Annotated in this window: 16 protein-coding genes; 4 read left to right on the top strand and 12 right to left on the bottom strand. The window is 67.3% G+C overall.

Annotated features, from left to right (window positions below):
• Positions 1-48: 48 nt before the first annotated feature.
• Together IU450_RS05585 and IU450_RS05580 are read right to left on the bottom strand one after the other, a co-directional pair.
• Positions 49-1,299: a PucR family transcriptional regulator gene (locus IU450_RS05585; RefSeq protein WP_195148734.1), complete on the bottom strand. Its 1,251-nt coding sequence runs from the start codon at positions 1,297-1,299 to the stop codon at positions 49-51.
• A 277-nt stretch (positions 1,300-1,576) separates the two neighbouring features.
• Entirely contained in the window at positions 1,577-2,206 is a 630-nt protein-coding gene (locus tag IU450_RS05580) for a TetR family transcriptional regulator (protein ID WP_195148733.1), read from the bottom strand.
• Between the two features lie 429 nt (positions 2,207-2,635).
• On the opposite strand from IU450_RS05580, the gene IU450_RS05575 reads away from it, so the two are divergent.
• Both IU450_RS05575 and IU450_RS05570 read left to right on the top strand, forming a co-directional pair.
• Positions 2,636-3,412: a DUF1206 domain-containing protein gene (locus IU450_RS05575; protein ID WP_195149534.1), complete on the top strand. Its 777-nt coding sequence runs from the start codon at positions 2,636-2,638 to the stop codon at positions 3,410-3,412.
• A gap of 78 nt (positions 3,413-3,490) precedes the next feature.
• Positions 3,491-3,997 carry a DUF4240 domain-containing protein gene (locus IU450_RS05570; protein ID WP_195148732.1) on the top strand — a complete coding sequence of 169 codons (507 nt, stop codon included), beginning with the start codon at positions 3,491-3,493 and terminating at the stop codon, positions 3,995-3,997.
• 215 nt (positions 3,998-4,212) lie between these two features.
• Here the strand turns inward: IU450_RS05570 and IU450_RS05565 are convergent, their stop codons facing one another.
• From IU450_RS05565 to IU450_RS05555, 3 genes are all read right to left on the bottom strand, one after another.
• Positions 4,213-5,409, bottom strand: a complete 1,197-nt coding sequence (locus tag IU450_RS05565) for a Cmx/CmrA family chloramphenicol efflux MFS transporter (RefSeq protein WP_195148731.1) — start codon at positions 5,407-5,409, stop codon at positions 4,213-4,215.
• 331 nt (positions 5,410-5,740) lie between these two features.
• Positions 5,741-5,941: a ferredoxin gene (locus tag IU450_RS05560; RefSeq protein ID WP_195148730.1), complete on the bottom strand. Its 201-nt coding sequence runs from the start codon at positions 5,939-5,941 to the stop codon at positions 5,741-5,743.
• A gap of 137 nt (positions 5,942-6,078) precedes the next feature.
• Complete coding sequence (locus IU450_RS05555) at positions 6,079-7,305, bottom strand: cytochrome P450 (RefSeq protein ID WP_195148729.1); 1,227 nt, start codon at positions 7,303-7,305, stop codon at positions 6,079-6,081.
• Between the two features lie 248 nt (positions 7,306-7,553).
• Between IU450_RS05555 and IU450_RS05550 the strand changes: the two genes are divergently transcribed.
• Entirely contained in the window at positions 7,554-10,658 is a 3,105-nt protein-coding gene (locus IU450_RS05550) for a BTAD domain-containing putative transcriptional regulator (protein ID WP_324197550.1), read from the top strand.
• Here IU450_RS05550 and IU450_RS05545 read toward each other — a convergent pair.
• The 4 genes from IU450_RS05545 to IU450_RS05530 form a co-directional block, all read right to left on the bottom strand.
• Complete coding sequence (locus tag IU450_RS05545; RefSeq protein WP_195148728.1) at positions 10,642-11,391, bottom strand: ABC transporter permease; 750 nt, start codon at positions 11,389-11,391, stop codon at positions 10,642-10,644. The genes IU450_RS05550 and IU450_RS05545 overlap by 17 nt on opposite strands.
• Positions 11,388-12,326 carry an ATP-binding cassette domain-containing protein gene (locus IU450_RS05540; protein WP_195148727.1) on the bottom strand — a complete coding sequence of 313 codons (939 nt, stop codon included), beginning with the start codon at positions 12,324-12,326 and terminating at the stop codon, positions 11,388-11,390. Before IU450_RS05540 ends, IU450_RS05545 begins: the two co-directional genes overlap by 4 nt.
• Before the next feature lie 106 nt (positions 12,327-12,432).
• A complete protein-coding gene (gene phoU, locus IU450_RS05535) occupies positions 12,433-13,137 on the bottom strand; it encodes a phosphate signaling complex protein PhoU (protein WP_195148726.1) in 705 nt (234 codons plus the stop codon).
• Between the two features lie 76 nt (positions 13,138-13,213).
• On the bottom strand, positions 13,214-14,497 hold the full coding sequence (locus tag IU450_RS05530; protein WP_324197549.1) for a PucR family transcriptional regulator: 1,284 nt from the start codon (positions 14,495-14,497) through the stop codon (positions 13,214-13,216).
• Between the two features lie 178 nt (positions 14,498-14,675).
• On the opposite strand from IU450_RS05530, the gene IU450_RS05525 reads away from it, so the two are divergent.
• A complete protein-coding gene (locus tag IU450_RS05525; RefSeq protein ID WP_195148725.1) occupies positions 14,676-15,632 on the top strand; it encodes a class I adenylate-forming enzyme family protein in 957 nt (318 codons plus the stop codon).
• A gap of 16 nt (positions 15,633-15,648) precedes the next feature.
• Here the strand turns inward: IU450_RS05525 and IU450_RS05520 are convergent, their stop codons facing one another.
• The 3 genes from IU450_RS05520 to IU450_RS05510 all read right to left on the bottom strand — a co-directional run.
• Complete coding sequence (locus IU450_RS05520) at positions 15,649-16,818, bottom strand: zinc-dependent alcohol dehydrogenase (protein WP_195148724.1); 1,170 nt, start codon at positions 16,816-16,818, stop codon at positions 15,649-15,651.
• Positions 16,819-16,830: 12 nt separating this feature from the next.
• Positions 16,831-17,352 carry an SRPBCC family protein gene (locus IU450_RS05515; protein WP_195148723.1) on the bottom strand — a complete coding sequence of 174 codons (522 nt, stop codon included), beginning with the start codon at positions 17,350-17,352 and terminating at the stop codon, positions 16,831-16,833.
• Positions 17,353-17,660: 308 nt separating this feature from the next.
• A partial coding sequence (locus tag IU450_RS05510; protein ID WP_195148722.1) for a hypothetical protein occupies positions 17,661-17,893 on the bottom strand: 233 nt, incomplete at its 5' end.

The following is a 17,893-nucleotide window of genomic DNA, read 5'->3' as shown; positions in this document are numbered from 1 at the left end:
GCCGACGCACGATCGTCGAGCCGCTGTCGGGTCATCGGCCACCGCTGCTCAGGCCGGGCGGCGGGTGCCGGCCGGTATCTCACTCGGGTCGCCGTGAGCGGATGAGGCGATGAGCGCGGAGCGCAGGTACCAGACTCCTCTGCCGTCGGCGGGGTCGAGGCTGGTGAGCTGCGCGATTCGCCGCAGCCGGTAATCGACGGTGTTCGGATGGACATGCAGTTGCCGAGCCGTGCGCAGGCGGTGCATGCCCGTGTCGAGATGGGTTCGCAGTGTTTCCAACAACTCCGGATGGTTCATCAGCGGGGCCAGGTGTGTGCGGAGCCGGTCTCGTCCGGCGCCCGGGCGGGTCAGTTGATAGTGCAGCGCCAGCTCGGCGAATCGGTACAGCCCCGGCCCGCGCCCCAGCTGTTGCACGGTGTCCAACAATTCGTGGGCTTGAACCGCTGCGGTGGAGACCTCATCGGGACCTGCCGACACGACAGTGGCGGTCACCGGCACTCGCGCGGCGGCGGATAGCGTCTCGACGACCTCGTCGAGGTCGGGGGCAGCGGGACGTGTGCGGGGAATGAGGATGGTTCCCCCGTCGATCGACAGCAGCGACAGTGCTCGGTCACCGAACTGGACCGCGAGGGCGGCCTGGAGGCGGCGGAGTTTGCGTCGCGCGACGACTTGGCTGTCGAGCCCGGGACGGCCTTCGTCGGGATGCGCGGGCACGGCGAGAGCGAGCACGAAATATTCGTCGGCGAGGGGTATTCCGCATTCGCGGGCCATCGCGGATGTCGCGTGCCCGCCCAGCAGTGCCGAGGTCAGGGTGTGCACTGCGGTGTGGTGCTCGGCGGCGACGGCCTTGTATTCGCGGACGTAGGCTTTGCCGACGGTCGCTGTCAGCAGATTCAACAGCTCCAGTACCGTGGCGGCGCCGGTGGCTATGTCGACGTGCCGGGATCCTCGGTCGCCGAACAGCAGATCCAGCCCGAATTTGAACCCGGCGTGCACTGCGTGCAGGACGGTGTCGATCGGGATCCCCTCGCGCGCCCACCCCGCTGCCGCGGCCTGCAGACAGTCGATGCGGTCCGGCACGGCCTGCCCGTCCAATCGCTGAATCGCCCACTGCATGCACGCTCGGACCACCTCGGCGACGTCGGCGCCGGCCGCGCCACCTGGCAGCGTCCGGCAGGGCGCCGCCGAATCGACGATGTGCGCGACCACCTCGCGTGCCAGCCGGTGCACATCGGGCACAGGCCGGATGGTCGGCTGCCCTTTCGGCTCGACAGCAGGATGAGCGATGCCTTCGATCATCACCTTCGACCTCCTCGCCACCGCACAGCCGCGGCCACGTCCAAGCTCGACCCACCCGGGGTGGAGCACCTGCGCGGCGCCTCGGTGTTACCGGTTGTTCACTCCGTCATCAACGGTAATCCGAGCCGTCGATCAACTACTACTCCGCTTTCGACGAGGGGCGGATGACCCCGAAATCGGCTTCTGGCCAGGCGAAACGAGACACGGACAGTCGGGCTCGGGGAGTGATTCACCGCCGAAACCTAGGGAGGTGCTCACTTTTTCGAGCGCGCGTCTCTCAGACGGCGGTGGCCTTGGCTTCGGCCTCGATCCACGCGCCGATCATCCGTCCGGTCATATCGATCGCCTCCGCGCGGGCACGGCTGTCCACATCCAGAGCGGACGCGCGCAGGACCGCCGCGAAGCCGGTGTTGATGATGACGAACGTCATCACGTCGTACTCGTGATCATCGCCCGGGCCGAGGACCTGGATCAGCATCACCTTGACCAGCAGCCGCAGCCGCGGCTCGAACTCCGGGATGCCACTGCTGTAGAACTGCACCCCGCCGACGAGCGCACGGACCAATTGCGCGTTCGCGACCAGTTCCGCGGTGATCACCTGCAGGATGTCGATGACAGTCTGCTGGATGGATTTCTCCGACAGATTGAACACCTGCTGCGTGAAGCGCCGCTCGATGGTCTCGAGCAACCGCTCGAGCAACTCCTCGACCAGGACCGCGCGATCAGCGAAGTACCGGTAGACCGTGCCGATGCTGACCCCGGCCTCCATCGCGATCCGATTGGTCGAGGTATCGGCGATACCGCGCTCCCCGAACAACCGCGCGGCCGTATCCAGAATGTGTTCCCTGGTCGCCTTCGCACGCTCCTGCGTCGGACGACGGCGCTGACCGACAGCCTTCGGCGGCATCACGCCCTCCTGCTGATCATTCAAAATGAGCGACGCTCATCTTACCGACCGCACGTCATCCGCCGGCGCAAACATCGAGGTCGGGCCACGATCACCGCTCACGAGACTTCGGGAACGCCGGCGGCGGCACGGATCCGTGGACGCGGCAACCGGATTCGCGCGGTCGCGGTGCCGGTCCGGTCGAGTCGGAGCAGGCCCATTGACGACCTCGGCGCGGTTATTCCGGCCGAAGTGGGCAATACGGGTTCATGAGAGGTGAGAATCATGAGCTTGTTTCGAAGTGCTCCTAGGAATCGATGGCGCCGTACCGGCGGAGTGGGGCGCAGCCGGTGGCGCGGCGGTTACGGCAGTCGGTGGCGGAGCCGGTATGGCGGCCGGTGGCGTCGGCGTGACAGCCGGGGGCCGCGCAGGTCTGCGGGATCCGGAGGACTGGCCGGCGCAGCGCGATTCGGCTTCATCGCACGCGGGATCGCCTACATCGTGATCGGCATTCTCGCGTTCATGCTGGCTGTCGGCACCGCGCAGCACGAGCCGAACGCGGGCGGGGCGCTCGCCGCGCTTGCCGATAAACCGCTGGGTTATCTACTGCTGTGGATCCTGGCCCTCGGATTCGCCGCCCTGGCGGCTTGGCGGCTGGCGCAGGCCGCTACCGTGCCAGCGGGGGGTCCGAACGGACTTCGGCTGCGCGCCTTGGCTCTCGGGCTCTTCTACGCCGTAGCGTTCTTCGTCGTCCTTCGGTTCGTTGTCGACGGACGGTCGCCGCAGCCCAGCGACGCCGTCGCACGCGACGTGACCGCCCGTATCCTCGGCTGGGACGGGGGACAGGTGGTGGTGCTCCTGATCGGCCTGGCCATTCTTGCCCTGGGCGTGCTGATAACTCTGCGCGGGCTTCGTCTCGCTTTCGTCGATGACCTGCGAATGGGCTGGATGACCCAGGCGTCGCGCGAGAGCGTGATCTGGTTGGGCCGGTTCGGTTACCTGGCGCGGGGCGTGATCGTCGTTGGCATCGGACTCGCCACGGTGGTGGCGGCCGCGAACTACGAGCCTGCGAATGCCAAGGGGGTCGACGCCGTACTGCACGATTTCGCCGACAGCGCCTTGGGGCCTTGGCTGCTCATCGTGGTTTCGCTCGGCCTGATGGCCTTCGGCGTCCTGTCGTTCCTCCAAGCGAAATACCGGCGGACCTACGGAGGCGTCCCAGTGTGATTCGGGTGGTGCCGACCTGCTCTGCCGCGCCAGGTCGGCACCGACTCGAAGCAACCCGGATCTCTGGTAGCTTGCGGCGTGAGCAAGATCCCGACAGCGGCGGACGAGTCGCGCTTCTGGGGCCTGATCGAGTCGGCGTGGGAACGGGTCGGCGCGGAGCCGAACGCGCTGCGAAAAGCGTTGGCCGACCGGCGCGGTGACGACGAGGCCTACGCTATCGACAAGCACCTGGACACGTTTCTCGGCCATCTGCGTGCCCTGAGCGAACCCCTGTCGAGCGAGGAGCTGACCGCGCTGGACCGGGTGCTGGAGCGAAAGCTGTTCGACATCGATCGTTCCGACATCCAGGAAGTCACGGACGGCTCGGACGACGGGTTCTTGTACTGTCGCGGCTTCATCGTCGCCATGGGCCGAGACTTCTTCGATGCCGTGGCCGCCGACCCCGAGGTGGCCGTGCTCGACGCCGATTGCGAGGCCATGTGCTACTTCTTCGCGCACCGGCACCAGGAACGGTTCGGGATCTTCCCGGACACCGGCTCCGGCATTTCCCGTGAGACAGCCACGAACCCGGACGGCTGGGCCTGACGCGGCCGCGACCTCCGCGCCTGGCGTACTCTCCGCTGCTGGCGAAACTGGTTGTGCCGCACCACTTGTCGTTCTACGCCCAGTTACCGCCAATGGCACGTGGCCGCGATACCGATGACGTCCGAGTGACGGACTCAGGGCGGCGACTCGAGCGATCGGGCGGGTGCGACACCGCTCGGCCGGTCGCCGCCCCACCTTCCGCGGACAGCGCGGTATCACCGTGCGCCGGCGCGCACCTGCTCGACCGGGCTCGTGCTGCGCTGACGGCGGCCTACCAGAACGACACCCACCGCAGCGGTCGCGAAGGCGGAGCTGCACCACAGCGCCGTGGCGGGGTGACCGGTGCGGTCCACGACGAGACCGGCGACTGGGGGACCCAGAACGGCGCCGATATTGAAGGCGGTAGTCGCCACAGCGCCGGCCAGACGCGGTGCCGTCGACGCGGCGGTCTGCACGACCGTCGCGATCAGCGTCGACCCGACACCGAATGCGACCGCACCCGTCACCGCCGCCATGCCCAGCACCCCGATCAGTGTGTGCGTGGTCAGAGCGGCCAGCACCCATACTCCGACAAGTACCGTCGTTCCGGCGGTGATGATCCGCCGTCGGTGACGGTCGCTGTAACGGCCGGTGAGCGCCGACCCGGCGAACGAGCCGACGCCGAACAGGGCCAGCGCCACCGGAACCCACCGGATGCCCCCGCCCGGGACGTCGGCCGTGTTCGTGCCGAGGTAGGTGAACCCGGCGAACGTCGCGGCATTGACGAAGATCCCGGCCACGACAGCGACCAGGACGGGTCGCCGTCCCAGCACTGCCCATTCGCTTCGCATCGGCAGATGCCGCGCACCGGGCCGAACATCCTCGCGCATGTCACGACCGACCATCACCCACACCGGTACGAGCGCTGCACCGCTGATGACGGCCACAGCCCAGAACGCGGAACGCCATCCCCAGAGTTGCCCCAGCAGTGTGCCAGCCGGAACACCGGCGATGCAGGCCGCCGTGACCCCGGACACCACCACGGAGGTCGCGCGGCCGATCGCGGCCGTGCTGACCAACCGCGGCAGCGCGGCCAGCGCGATCGCCAGGAACCCGGCGTTGGCCACCGCCGCGGCGACCCGAGTCACCAGCAAGACCGCGAATCCGGTGGCGACAGCACCGATGACATGAGCGGCACAGAACAACGCCAAGAACGCCGCGACCGAATACCTGACCGGCATCCGGCCCGCCGCCACCGCCAGCGCCGGCGCACCGAACACCATGCCGACCGCGTACAACGAGGTCAGCAAACCAGCAGTACCGAGTGAGAGTCCCAAATCGGCCGCGATCTGCTCCAGCAATCCCGACACCATGAATTCGGACGTGCCCTGTGCGAAGACAGCAACGGCCAGCACGAACACCACAACGGGCATAAGAAGACAACTTCCCGGAGACAGGGCGCCACGATCACATCACGGCACCCGAGATGGTTGCGGAATCGGGCGAACCATCACCCGACAGCAAAGAATCGACATCGTCCGGCGTTGCGAGATATCGAGCATCACCAGCCGCTCGGGGAGCAGCGGGAACCACGCTCACAACGCCACCCAGCGCACAGGCCAGGTGGCTACCGTCTGGACGCCTCCGGAGAACTCACGCCGACACCGTAACAACTCACGCACACCGCGCCAACACAATTACGACCACGTCATGACCAGCGACAGCTGTTTTGTGGGGCGGTGCACGGCCCGAGTCCATCGGCCTCTAGTCCCGCGACTCGGAGATCTCGAGTGCCCCGGACGGGCACGCGTCCAAGGCCTCCCGCACTGCCGAGTGACCGCGCCGCGGTCTCGGGTCGACCAACCGCACCCTGCCGTCGTCCTCGTCCTGATCGAAGACCTCCGGCGCGAGAAGGGCGCACATGCCCGCGCCGATACAGCGCTCCCGATCCACTGAGATTCGCACTTCGTTATCTCCCTTCATGATCGACGGATAGGGCATGTCCCGTGGAGGTATCTCGGGGCTTCGCCGCCCCCCGGAGCGATCCACAAGACAGGCCCTGCAAGCGCGTTCCCCGCGGGTGACACGCTCGGCCGACGGTTCTACCGGGCCGTTTCCGTCCAGGTGACCGGCAATTCGTGGACGCCGTAGATATTCATGTCGGTCCTGAGTTTCACCTCACCGGCGGGTATGGCCAGTTCGAGGTTGGGGAAGCGACGCAGCAGTCCGGCGAAACCGGCGCGCATCTCGATGCGGGCCAGTTGCTGGCCGAGGCATTGGTGGACGCCGTGTCCGAAGGACAGGTGGCCGCGGGCCTTGCGGTGGATGTCCAGGGTGTCGGGGTTGTCGAAGCGCTGCGGGTCGTGGTTGGCGGCCAGCAGTGAGACGACGACGGTCGATCCCTTGCCGATCGTTTCGCCGCCGAGTTCGATGTCCTCCGTGGCGTAGCGATAGAAGATATCGGCGACGGAGAGGTAGCGCATGAGTTCCTCGACCGCATCGGGCAGCAGATCCGGGTCGGCGCGCAGTTCGGCCAGCTGCTCGGGGTGCTCCAGGAGCGCGAAGGTGCCCAGCGCCAGCATGTTGGCGGTGGTCTCGTGGCCCGCGAGCAGCAGCAGGAAGGCCACACCGGTCAGCTCCTCGATGGTGAGGTCGTCATGACGGGCCAGGTCGGACAGTATGTCGTCGCCGGGTTCGGCGCGCTTGCGCGTGACCAGTCCGGCCAGGTACGTGGTCATCGCGCCGTACGCGGCCATCTTCTCGTCGAGCTGCTGGTCCTTGACCAAGAACTTGGCGGAGTTGATCTGGAAGGTCTCCCGGTCCGCGTAGGGGACACCGAGCAGTTCGCAGATCACCAGCGAGGGCACCGCCAGCGCGAACTCCTTGACCAGGTCGACCGGCGGGGCGAGCCGCGCCATCTCGTCCAGTTGCCGCTCGGTGATCTCGATGATGTGCTCTTCGAGCATTTTCATGCGCCTGACGGTGAACGCGCCGGTGAGCTTGCGCCGCAGCCGGGTGTGGTCCGGCGGGTCCATGGCGATGAACAAGCCCGGGATCTGCGGCGACGGTTCGGTGGCGGCGGGTATGCCAGGGGTCTCGTACGGCACGTGGAGGATGCCGATGTCCTGGCGGGAGCTGAACCGCGTGTCGGCCATGAGCCGGCGGACCGCGTCGTAGCCGGTGACGAGCCAGCCCTCGTGACCGTCGGGGAAGATCATCGGACTGACCGGGCGAGCCTCGCGCAGCCGGGTGATTTCGCGGGGCGGGTCGAAGGGGCCCGCATCGCGCTGCATGGGGAGGCCGTGGGGGACGGGAACCGTTCGAGTCATCGGATTGCCTTTCGTGGCGGTTGTTTCGACCACAGTCGCCGACAGACCTGACACACGACTGACACGGCTCTGACACCGACCACGGCGCAGCCATGGCCGACACTGCGGGACGACGGTCTGCTCGTACCAGCTCACAGGCCGGCGCCTCGGTGACCTTCCGCGCCTCGTCAGCAGCGGAAAACCCGCTCATGGCCCATGGCAAGATCAGCCGGGTGCAGATCGGGATTCTTGGACCATTCGAGCTTCGCGTGGACGACGGAGTGTTCGCCGACGTGCCGGGCGCGCGGCTGCGCGGGCTGCTGGCCGCTCTCGCGCTCGAACCGGGTCACGCGGTCCCGAAGGCGACTCTCATCGATTGGATCTGGGGTGAACAACCTCCCTCCGATGCGGCGAATGCCTTGCAACGCTTGGTTTCCCGGCTGCGGAAGGTCCTGCCGGACGGGGTGGTCGAGGGTCAGGCGGACGGCTACCGGTTGAAGGTGGAGCCCGACGCTGTCGACGCCGTTCGGTTCGAACGCCTCGTCGCCCGGGCTCGCACTGACGAGGATCCACGGGGGGTACGGCTGCTGCGCGAGGCCCTCGGATTGTGGCGCGGCGCGGCCATGCAGGACATCGGTCTACAGGAGAGTGCGGCGTTCGATGCGGCGGTCACCCGGCTCGAGGGGCTACGCCTGACCGCCATGGAGGACCGGTTCGACGCCGAGATCAGCCTCGGCCACGGCCCGGAGCTGGTGACGGAACTGACCGACCTGGTGGCCGCGCATCCGGTGCGGGAACGGCTTGTCGCCGCGCTGATGCGTGCCCTCGTCGCGACCGGTCGCGACACCGAGGCGATGCTCGTGTACGAGCGCACGAGAGAAACCCTGGCCGACGAACTGGGCGTCGACCCATCACCAGAGCTGTCCGCGTTGCACATCGCACTGCTGCGCGGCGAGTTGGGACGGCGGGAGGAGAACCGCAAGACCAACCTGCGTGCCGAGCTGACCAGCTTCGTCGGCAAGGACGCCGATATCGCCGCGGTCGGCGAACTCAACGCCGAACATCGGCTCACCACCCTGATCGGCCCGGGCGGCTCGGGAAAGACCAGACTGGCCACGGAAACCGCGCGCACGTTGCTCGGCGACCTGCCGGACGGAGTCTGGATGGTGGAACTCGCGGCCATCGGCGCCGACGGTGACGTCGCGCAAGCGACGCTCGCCGCGCTCAAACTGCGCGATGCGCTGCTCGGCGAGGCGCTGGACGCGGAGCCGACGGATCGGGTCGTCGCCGCGATCCGCGAGCGATCCATGCTGCTGATTCTGGACAACTGCGAGCACGTGATCGAGTCCGCGGCCACATTCGCCCATCGAGTGCTCGGCGAATGCCGGCGGCTGCGGATCCTCGCGACGAGCCGGGAACCCCTGGGCATCACCGGCGAGGCACTGTGGCCGGTTGTGCCGCTGGCGTTGCCGAAGGCGGACGCCGCCCCCGGCGAGATCGAGTCCTCGCCGGCTGTCCAGCTGCTGCGGGACCGGGCCGGCGCGGTGCGCAAGGATCTCGTGAGCGACGCCCACACGTTGGCGACGATGGTGCGCGTCTGCCGGGCGCTGGACGGGATGCCCCTGGCGATCGAACTGGCCGCGGCCAGGTTGCGCACCATGTCCCTCGATCAGCTCGCCCACCGTCTCGACGACCGGTTTCGCCTACTGACCGGCGGCAGCCGTACCGCGCTGCCGCGGCACCGGACCCTGCGCGCGGTGGTCGACTGGAGCTGGGAGTTGCTGACCGACGCCGAACGGACCGTCCTGCGCAGGCTCTCGGTGTTCTCGGGTGGAGCGAGCTTGGAAGCCGCCGAGCGGGTCTGCGCCGGCGACGCGGTCGAAACGGATCAGGTGCTCGAGTTGCTGATCGCGCTCAGTGAGAAATCGCTGGTGGTCACCGAGGGCGATCGGGCGCCGCGCTACCGGATGCTCGGCACGATCAAGGAGTACGCCGAGCAGCGTCTCGCGGAGGCGGGTGAATCGGATCTGGCGCGTCGTGCGCATCTCGCGTATTTCACCGAACTCGCCGAAACCGCGGACCCGCATCTTCGCCGTGCCGAGCAACTGGAATGGCTGGCCGCGCTCGAGGTCGAGCACGACAACATCGCTGCCGCGATGCGTGGTGCGCTCGCGGCCCGCGCGGCAGACCCGGCGATGCGACTGGCCGCGGCCGCAGGCTGGTACTGGTGGCTCGGTGGTCACAAAGCCGAGGGCAACGAGCTGATCATGGCGGCCGCTGCCCTGCCCGGCGAGGTGGCCGACGATATCCGGGCCATGGTGTACGCGTTCGTCGTACAGTTCGTGGCCTCCGGACGGCAGGGTGACCAGTATCAGGCGCAGGAGTGGATCCGCAAGGCTTACGAAATCAGCAGGCATGTTCCGAAGCGTCATCCGGTGCTGAGGTTCATCGCCCCACTGGAACGTCTGCTGCATGGCCCGGACGCGTTGTTGCCCGCGTGGGAATCACTGCTGGACGACGAGGACCTTTGGGTACGCGCACTGGCCCGGCTGCATCTCGGCAAGACGCGGATCCAGCTCGGGCACGACGGCCGGGATGCGGACACAGACCTCGAGACGGCGCTCACCGAGTTTCGCGCGCTCGGCGAACGGTGGGGAATCTCGTTCGCCCAGATCGAGTTGGCGAATCGAATCGCCATGCGCGGCGAGTTCGCCGGTGCCTGCGAGCATTACGAACAGGCGATCGCGATCGTCACCGAGGTCGGCGCCATCGAGGACGTCGTGCCGATGCGGTCGCGGCAGGCCCAGTTGTATTGGCTGTCGGGCGATGCGGAGTCGAGCGCGGCCGCCATGGCCGAGGCGCAGCGGTGGGCGCGGCGAGTCGCCTGGCCGAACGCGCTGGCCGAGCTGGCGCTGACGAAGGCGGAGCTCGCGCGCTGGCGCGGCGACACCGAGCAGGCACACCGGCAACTCGGCGTCGCGAAGACCATCCTGGGCGACGACGCCGAGCGGGCGAACGTCCGCGCGGCGATCGAAGACCTGCTCGGCTACCTCGCCGAGGATCTCGACGAGGCCCGCGCACACCGCGCCGAGGCGTTCCGCGCGGCATCCGTGGCGGGGCATGCACCGCTGATCGCCCAAGTGCTCGTCGGGATCGCGGACCTGGCGCTGCGTGACCGGCAGTACGAGCAGGCCGCACGGCTGCTCGCGGCGAGTGCGGGCCTGCGCGGTCTGCCGGATCTTTCCCAGCCGGATGTGGGCCGGATCGAGCAGGCAACGCGAAACCGCCTCGGCGACGCGGGGTTCACCGAGGCGGTTCGGGAAGGGGCGCAGACGAGCTGGAGTCGGCTGGTCTCGGTCACGCTCGCTTCGTGAACGTGGAACGCGCCCACAGGTAGCCGAGGAGAGCGATCCCTGCGCACCAGGCGACGGCGGCGATCGCGTCGCCGGAGGACGGTGCGCCGTTGAGCAATCCTCGCATGGTTTCGATGATCGGAGTGAAGGGCTGGTACTCCGCGAACTGCCGCAGGCCCGGCCCCATCTTCTCCGCGGGCACGATCGCGCTGCTGAAGAACGGCAGCATGACCAGCGGCACCGACGCCAGACCCGCCGTTTCCGGAGACTTCGCCGCCAATCCCAAGGCGACCGTGAGCCAGGCGGCCGCGAAACCGAGCAGCACGACGACGCCTGCCACGCCGAGCCAATCGAGGAAGCTCGCCGCCGGGCTGAATCCCAGCAGGAAGGCCACCCCGACGAGGGCCGCGATGGCGACCAGATTGGTCAGCACAGTAGCGATGACATGACCGGTCAACACCGCACCACGGGAGACGTCCATGACCTTGAACCGGTTGATGATGCCCGTCGTCATGTCGGAGTTCACCGACGTCGCGGTGGCGCCCAGCCCGTAACAGACGGCCAGCAGGATCAGTCCCGGTGTCGCGTAGTCGATGTAGTCGACACCGACGTCGAAAGCGTCGCCGAACATGTACACGAACATCAACATGATGATGATCGGCATCAGCACCGCGTTGAACACCGAGGTCGGGTTCCGGGCGATGTGCTTGAAGTTGCGGCGCAACATCACCATCGAATGGGATTCGGTGCTCATTTCGCAGCCTCCGTGGTGTGGCCCGTCAGGGCGAGGAAAACGTCGTCGAGGTCGGGTGTGTGCACGGAGAACTCCTCGGCGCCGAGTGAGTACTCGTCGAGCCGGTCCAGCAGAGCGCGAAGCGATTTCGTCCCGCCGTCGCTGGGGACCCGCAGGGTCAGCGCCTCCTGGTCCTGCGTGGAGTCGGTGAAGAGCCGCGCAGCCGCGCCGAGTTGGGTGACGGTGGTGAAGCGCAGCCGCACGTGCGTCCCGGGGATCTGGCGTTTGAGGTCGTCGGGGGTGCCCTGGGCGACCAGGCGGCCCTGGTGGAGTACCGCGACGCGGTCGGCGAGCTGATCGGCTTCCTCGAGGTACTGGGTGGTGAGGAAGATGGTCACGCCGTCGGCCACCAGATCGCGGATGATCGTCCACATCGTGCGCCGGCTGCGCGGGTCCAGTCCGGTCGTCGGCTCGTCCAGGAAGATGATCCGCGGGTTGCCGACGAGCGTCATCGCCAGGTCGAGCTTGCGGCGCATACCGCCGGAATAGGTCGACGCGGGCTTCTGCGCCGCCTCGAGCAGATCGAAGCGTTCCAGCAGCTCTGTGACGGTCCGCTTGCCGTCACTGGACGGTACCCCGTTCAGGTCCACCATCAGCTGCAGGTTCTCCTGCCCGGTCAGCAGCTCGTCCACCGCCGCGAACTGACCGGTGACCCCGATCGCCGCACGCACCGCCTTGGCCTCGGTTGCGACGTCATGGCCTGCGACGTGTACCGACCCGCCGTCTGCCTTCGCCAACGTGGTCAGCACGTTGACCGTCGTCGTCTTACCCGCCCCATTCGGGCCGAGGAGGGAAAAGACCGTGCCCGCACGAACTTCCAGATCGATGCCGTCGAGCACGACCTTGTCCCCGTATGCCTTCCGCAGTCCGGAAACCGCGATCGCTGAATTTCTCATGCGACCACCATCGGCACCCGCCCTGACATCCACCTGTCACGCCCCTGTCACGACCACTGACACGGTGTTCGACCTCGTCGCGTCAGGCCCCAGGACGCCGCTCGGGCTACTGCCGAGAGGCCCCCGGCAGTCCACCCTCATTCATGGCCGGGTCGACCGAGGGCCAGTGGTCGGGGGAGTGGCCGGTGGCCATGAAGATGGTGCGTCGGCCGACTTCGACGGCGTGGTCGGCGAATCGCTCGTAGTAGCGACCGAGCAGGGTGAGATCGACCGCGGCGGCGGTTCCGCCGGTCCATTCGTCGGAAAGTATCGCCGCAAGGAGTTGTTCATGCAGGTGGTCCATGGTGTCGTCTTGGCCGTCGAGCTGGGCGGCGTCGTGCGGGTCGCCCGAGACCAGCACCTCGGCGGCGCTGGTGGCCATGTCGGTGGCGGCCGCACCCATGCCTGCCACGATCGGGCGCACCGCTTCGGGCACCGCGTGCTCCGGATGGCGGCGGCGCGCGACGTGGGCGATGTGCTCTGCCAGCGCGGCCATACGGACCAGATCGCCGACGAGCTGGATGGCGGTGACCACCCGCCGTAGCTCACCGGCGACCGGCGCCTCCAAGGCCAGCAGGCTCACCGCCGTGTGCTCACAGTCCTCACGCATGGCATCGATCTCGTGGCAGGTATCGATCGCCCGTTCGGACAACTCCAGATCGGCGCCGAGCAGGGCGCTCGTGGCGGTGGCGATGGCATCGCGGTCACGCAGGCACATCGCTTGTAACCGATCAGCGAGTTGATCGAGGTTCTCGTGGAAGCGAGTCCGCATCTTCCCATCCTCCACCAGCGCGTCAAGACCCGCTGCCCTGGACGCTGTCGCCGAGCCGCGTTGTGCCAACGGCTGATCACGCCGTTTCCGGGCGCAGTACCGGCGCTCCGTACCAATGACAGACGAGCAGGGCCAGTTCGATGTCGAGCCGGTCTTCGGCGATGGGCCTGCCGCGTCGTGAGATCGCTCGTCCGACGCGGTACTTGACGGAGTTGGAGTGGAGATCGAGCTCCGCGGCGGCCGCTTTGTAGCTCGATCCGGTCCGCAGGAATACCTGAAGCGTCTCGCGGAGCCGCGCGTCGTTGTCGTTGTCGCAGGCCAGGGCGCCGAGCACCTCACCCACCCATTCCCGGACTTCCGCGATGCTCCTGCCGAGCAGGGCTGCCACCGACAATCCGGGATCTTCGGCCGCGATGACGCGCCGTTCGGCGTCTCCCCGCGCCAGTGCGACCGAGCGTGCGTCCTGAGCCGAGCGGTGCGACCGGCGGAACCCGGCTACTCCGGGAGCCATCGTGCCGATCGCGACCCGTGGGGCGTCGCGTTGCGCGGCAGCGAAAACACGGACGTGGCCGACGGCGGCGGGTTGCGCCGATCGGTACGGCAGCCAAGCCCAGCCGCTCAGCTGATCGTCGGCGACGAACAGCGGGCTCGCGGCAGCTCCGCCCGTCTCGGCCGCCGCACGGACGAACTGTTGCAGCTGGGCCAGTTCGTCATCGTCGGCACCGGCGTCGGGGTACCAGACGATGAGCGCCAGGTGGTGCCAACGCAGTGGATAGCGGATCAGCTCGGTGCTGGCATCGATATCGACGGTCTTGCCCGCCAGTAATTCGCGCACACGCAGCGCGCGGACACTGTTGCGAGTTTCCAGCCATCGCTCGCGCTCGCCTTCGTAGACGGCGACGATCTGCTGGACGATTCGATCGAGATAATGGAACAGCCTGGTGGTGATCACCTGACCGACGAGGGAGCGGTCCACCGGCATCATCTCTGTCGCCTGTAGTTCGGCGAAAGCCAGTTCGGTTACTCGCCGCTGGCCGAGGTGATAAGCGCGAACCAGGGCATTGAGCGGGACGCCGCGCTGCGCCAAGCGCCTCGCGTACTCGATGGCCGCCGAAGGCAGGTAGATGCGCGTCGCCGGGAAATCGTGGCGCAGCGCGTGCAGCAAGGTGTCGATATTGCCCTGCACGCTGGCGCCGAGCAGTTCGACGGTGTGGACGTCCGTGGGCAGCTCCGGCACTTCGTCCTCGAGCCCGCGGCGCACAGTCGCGCTGATATCCGTCACCCGCTCGTTCATGCGGGCGGCGATCGTCGCGACACAACGGTCGACCTCGATATCACCGTTGCGACGAGTACTCGTCACCACTTGATCGTAGTGACATCGCCGTGACCGCGAGAACGATATTGTCTTCCGGCGACAAACCGCGCGACGAATTTGAGCGCCGCACGACGGTGCCGAGGCGCGCCGCGATTCCTACCGTGGTCGTCAAGCCCTACGCCGTTGCAGCCGTTGCTCCCTAAGCTCTTGCCGAGGAGACCGCATGACGCTTTCGATTCTCCCGGACTGTCGCGCCGTAGCGGCCCCGAACGCACCCGCCCTTGCCGACGACAGCATCGAACTGGACAACAGTGGGTTTCTGGCCGCTGTGCGGCGCGTCGCGGCGTCCCTGAACGGCGTGGGTGTCGCCACCGGCGACGTCGTCGCGATCAGGCTGCCCGGCTCCGTCGACCTGGTGGTCTCGCTGTTCGCGACCTGGCGTCTGGGCGCCACACCCGCACTGATCGATCCGATGGCGACCCCCACGGAAGCGAGCCATCAGATAGCCGATTCTGATTCCAAGGTCCTCATCGCCGCCGCGGGCCCGGCGGCGATCGCCGCGACGGTCCGGGTGATCACGCCCACCGCGGCGCTCAGCGCGGCGGAACAGGACATTATCGAAGCGGTGCGGCCCAGCGGGGAAGCGCCTGCGCTGATCAGCTACGGCGGCGGCGATCCAGCGATGCTCGACCACCGGAACCTCGAGGCCATGTGCGGGCTGGCGATCAAAGTATTCGCGCTCACCGATGCCGATCACAGCTTGTCCACCCTGCCGATGCGGCAGTTGTGCAGCATTTTGGTGGGCGCCTTGTCACCGTTGGCAGCCGGGGGTTGCGCCACCATGGCGGGCCCGGTCAGCGCGCAGTCGTTCTTGGACCGGATCGAGCGAATCCGGCCCACCTACTACTCGGCGGTACCGAGCCTGTACGCGGCGCTGTCCGAGCTGCCTCGCCAGATACGGACGGACACTTCGTCGGTGCGCTTCGCGATCTGCTGCGCGGCGCCGGCCGGAACCGAACTGCGAACCGAGTTCGAACACCGCTATGGGATATCCATCATCAACGGCTACGGGATGCGCAAGGTCATCGCGCGAGCGCATTCGATCTATTCACCGGCGTCCAGCGGACCGGGGCCGAGCAGCGCATCCGCCACGCCGCGCTACCGGTCGGCGACCGGGTGAAGCGCCGAACCCCCCGTCAGGGCCGGAAGACCGAGCGGATGCAGCCTTCTTCTTTGTTCTTGAAGATGTCGTAGCCGTACACCGCGTCCTCGAGCGGCATGTCGTGGGTGAGCAGGTACGAGGGGTCGAGGTCGCCTTGCTGGATGTAATCGAACATCCGGGGCACGTACCGCTGACCATATTGCTGTGCGGTGCGAATAGTGAGGCCTTTGTTGGTCACGACGCCCATGGGGAACTTGTCGGTCAACCCGTAGATGCCGAGCACTGCCACGACGCCGCCTTTCCGGCAGGCGAGAATCGCTTCCCGCAGCGGTGTCGCGCGGTCGGATTCGAGCCGGAGCAGCTGTTTGGCGCGGTCGTAGAGTTGCTGCAGTCCGGTGCCATGCCCTTCCATTCCGACCGCGTCGATGCAGGCGTCCGGGCCGCGGCCGCCGGTGCTCTCACGCAGGGCCTCCTGGACGCTGTCGACGGCGGTGTAGTCGATCGTCTCGGCGCCGAACTGCTCGCTTGCCATGGCCAATCGCTCGGGGTAGCGGTCGATGACGATGATCCGGTCGGCACCGAGAAGTCGGGCGGAATGCCCCGCCATCAATCCGACGCCGCCGCTGCCCCACACCGCGACGGTGTCACCGGGGTGGATATCGCAGAATTCGGCGCCCATCAACCCGGTCGGCACGGCATCGGAGACGAACAGGGCCTGCTCGTCGGTGATGCCTTCCGGTATCCGAAAACAGTTGACATCGCCGAAGGGGACGCGAATATATTGCGCGTGCGAGCCCTGATAGCCGCCGAAGGGGTGGGTGTAGCCGTAGATGCCACCGGTCGGGTAGCCGAAAAGAGGTTGTTGCAGCGCGCTGTTCGGATTGGTGGTGTCGCAGAGCGAATGCAGTTCGCGGTCGCAGTACCAGCACGATGCGCACCCGATGAAAGACGGGACGACGACGCGGTCGCCCACCTTTGTCGAGGTGATCTCGGCTCCGATTTCGACCACCTCACCCATGAACTCGTGTCCGAAGACGTCGCCTTCCCGCATTCCCGGCAGATACCCATCGATGAAATGCAGGTCGGACCCGCAGGTAGTGGTCAGGCGGACCTGCACGATGACATCGTGCGGATTGACCAGGATCGGGTCGGGGACGGTTTCCACGGCGAGGTCGTCGACGCCGTTCCAGCAGAGCGCATGCATGTCTCCTCCTGTTCACCGAGCAGAAGAACGGACGCTCGGGTTATGGGCCAGGGTGGGTATCTCGCCGGTCTGCAGCCGCGCGCGGGCTCGGTAGAGGGCGGTGAAGGTCGCCGCGCCGGTCAGCAGGTCCGGTAGCGGAGTCCGCGCCCGCATCGTCACTTCGGTACCGAGGTCGCGGGGCGCGTCCCGGAAGCCGAGTTCGAGCTCCAAGCCCGGCACGGAAGCGGTGTCGTCGTCCGTCGTGCCGACGAAACGGAAGTGCCCGTCCTCCTCACGCAGCGTGGTCTGCCAGGTCGTGCGTCCGTCGGTGCCCGAAGGGAACGTCCACTCGTAGCTCGACGGTCCACTCGAACGGACCTCGGCGACATCGCCGAGGACCTCGGACAGATTCGCCGGATCGCGCCAGAATCGCTCGACCTCGGCGCGCGGGCGTGCGATGGTCACGGTTTGACTGCTCGAGTAGCTGCTCGCCGACTCGAGTACGCGCCCTACGAGATCGCTCAGTAGGTGTTTGGTCTCATCGATGTAGTGCACGTGGCCTCCTCTCGCTCTCCCTGGTCCGCACCCGGACGCGCATGAGAAGTGCCGTTCCCTGCCGTCCGAGGGCACGAGCTGTTGGTCGCAGGTGGAAGCGATGCCGTTTCCGCCGCGCATTCCTCTGCGGTCTCGAAGCGGCTACCCGCGGCGGAGCACGCCAAACGTCGATGCGTCCGCGCGCTGAACCCCGCACACCGGGTCTGCGGGACGAAGGTGTTCGGTCTGTGAAACCGCCGGAGCGCGCCACGCACGGACCATCGTCACGGTTCCGTGCGCGGCGCGCTGATCGGTGCGCGGCAGCCCGATCAGCCCGGCAGGTCGTCCACCACCGCGGATTCGTTGCGGGACAACGTGATGCCCAGGTTGGCCGCGGTGCGATCGAGATCGTCATCGCTCTGGTGCAATTCGATGGCGGCGCCGTCGGACGACAGCACTTCGACGTTGAGGCACAGCGATTGGAGTTCTTTGAGCAGGACTTTGAACGATTCCGGGATGCCCGGCTCCGGGATGTTCTCGCCCTTGACGATCGCTTCGTAGA

The sequence above is a fragment of the Nocardia abscessus genome, assembly GCF_015477775.1.
GTDB classification, from domain to species: domain Bacteria; phylum Actinomycetota; class Actinomycetes; order Mycobacteriales; family Mycobacteriaceae; genus Nocardia; species Nocardia abscessus_A.
The sequence above is the reverse complement of the archived record's forward strand: the minus strand, read 5'-3'. Positions and strand labels throughout refer to the sequence as shown.

Bases quoted from the DNA above. Each gene is read 5' to 3' on its own strand.
- IU450_RS05520 (WP_195148724.1), bottom strand. From the start codon at position 16,818: ATGCATGCGCTCTGCTGGAACGGCGTCGACGACCTCGCCGTGGAAACC.
- phoU (WP_195148726.1), bottom strand. From the start codon at position 13,137: ATGCGGACTCGCTTCCACGAGAACCTCGATCAACTCGCTGATCGGTTA.
- IU450_RS05565 (WP_195148731.1), bottom strand. From the start codon at position 5,409: ATGCCCGTTGTGGTGTTCGTGCTGGCCGTTGCTGTCTTCGCACAGGGC.
- IU450_RS05580 (WP_195148733.1), bottom strand. From the start codon at position 2,206: ATGCCGCCGAAGGCTGTCGGTCAGCGCCGTCGTCCGACGCAGGAGCGT.
- IU450_RS05540 (WP_195148727.1), bottom strand. From the start codon at position 12,326: ATGAGAAATTCAGCGATCGCGGTTTCCGGACTGCGGAAGGCATACGGG.
- IU450_RS05525 (WP_195148725.1), top strand. From the start codon at position 14,676: ATGACGCTTTCGATTCTCCCGGACTGTCGCGCCGTAGCGGCCCCGAAC.
- IU450_RS05545 (WP_195148728.1), bottom strand. From the start codon at position 11,391: ATGAGCACCGAATCCCATTCGATGGTGATGTTGCGCCGCAACTTCAAG.
- IU450_RS05555 (WP_195148729.1), bottom strand. From the start codon at position 7,305: ATGACTCGAACGGTTCCCGTCCCCCACGGCCTCCCCATGCAGCGCGAT.
- IU450_RS05585 (WP_195148734.1), bottom strand. From the start codon at position 1,299: ATGATCGAAGGCATCGCTCATCCTGCTGTCGAGCCGAAAGGGCAGCCG.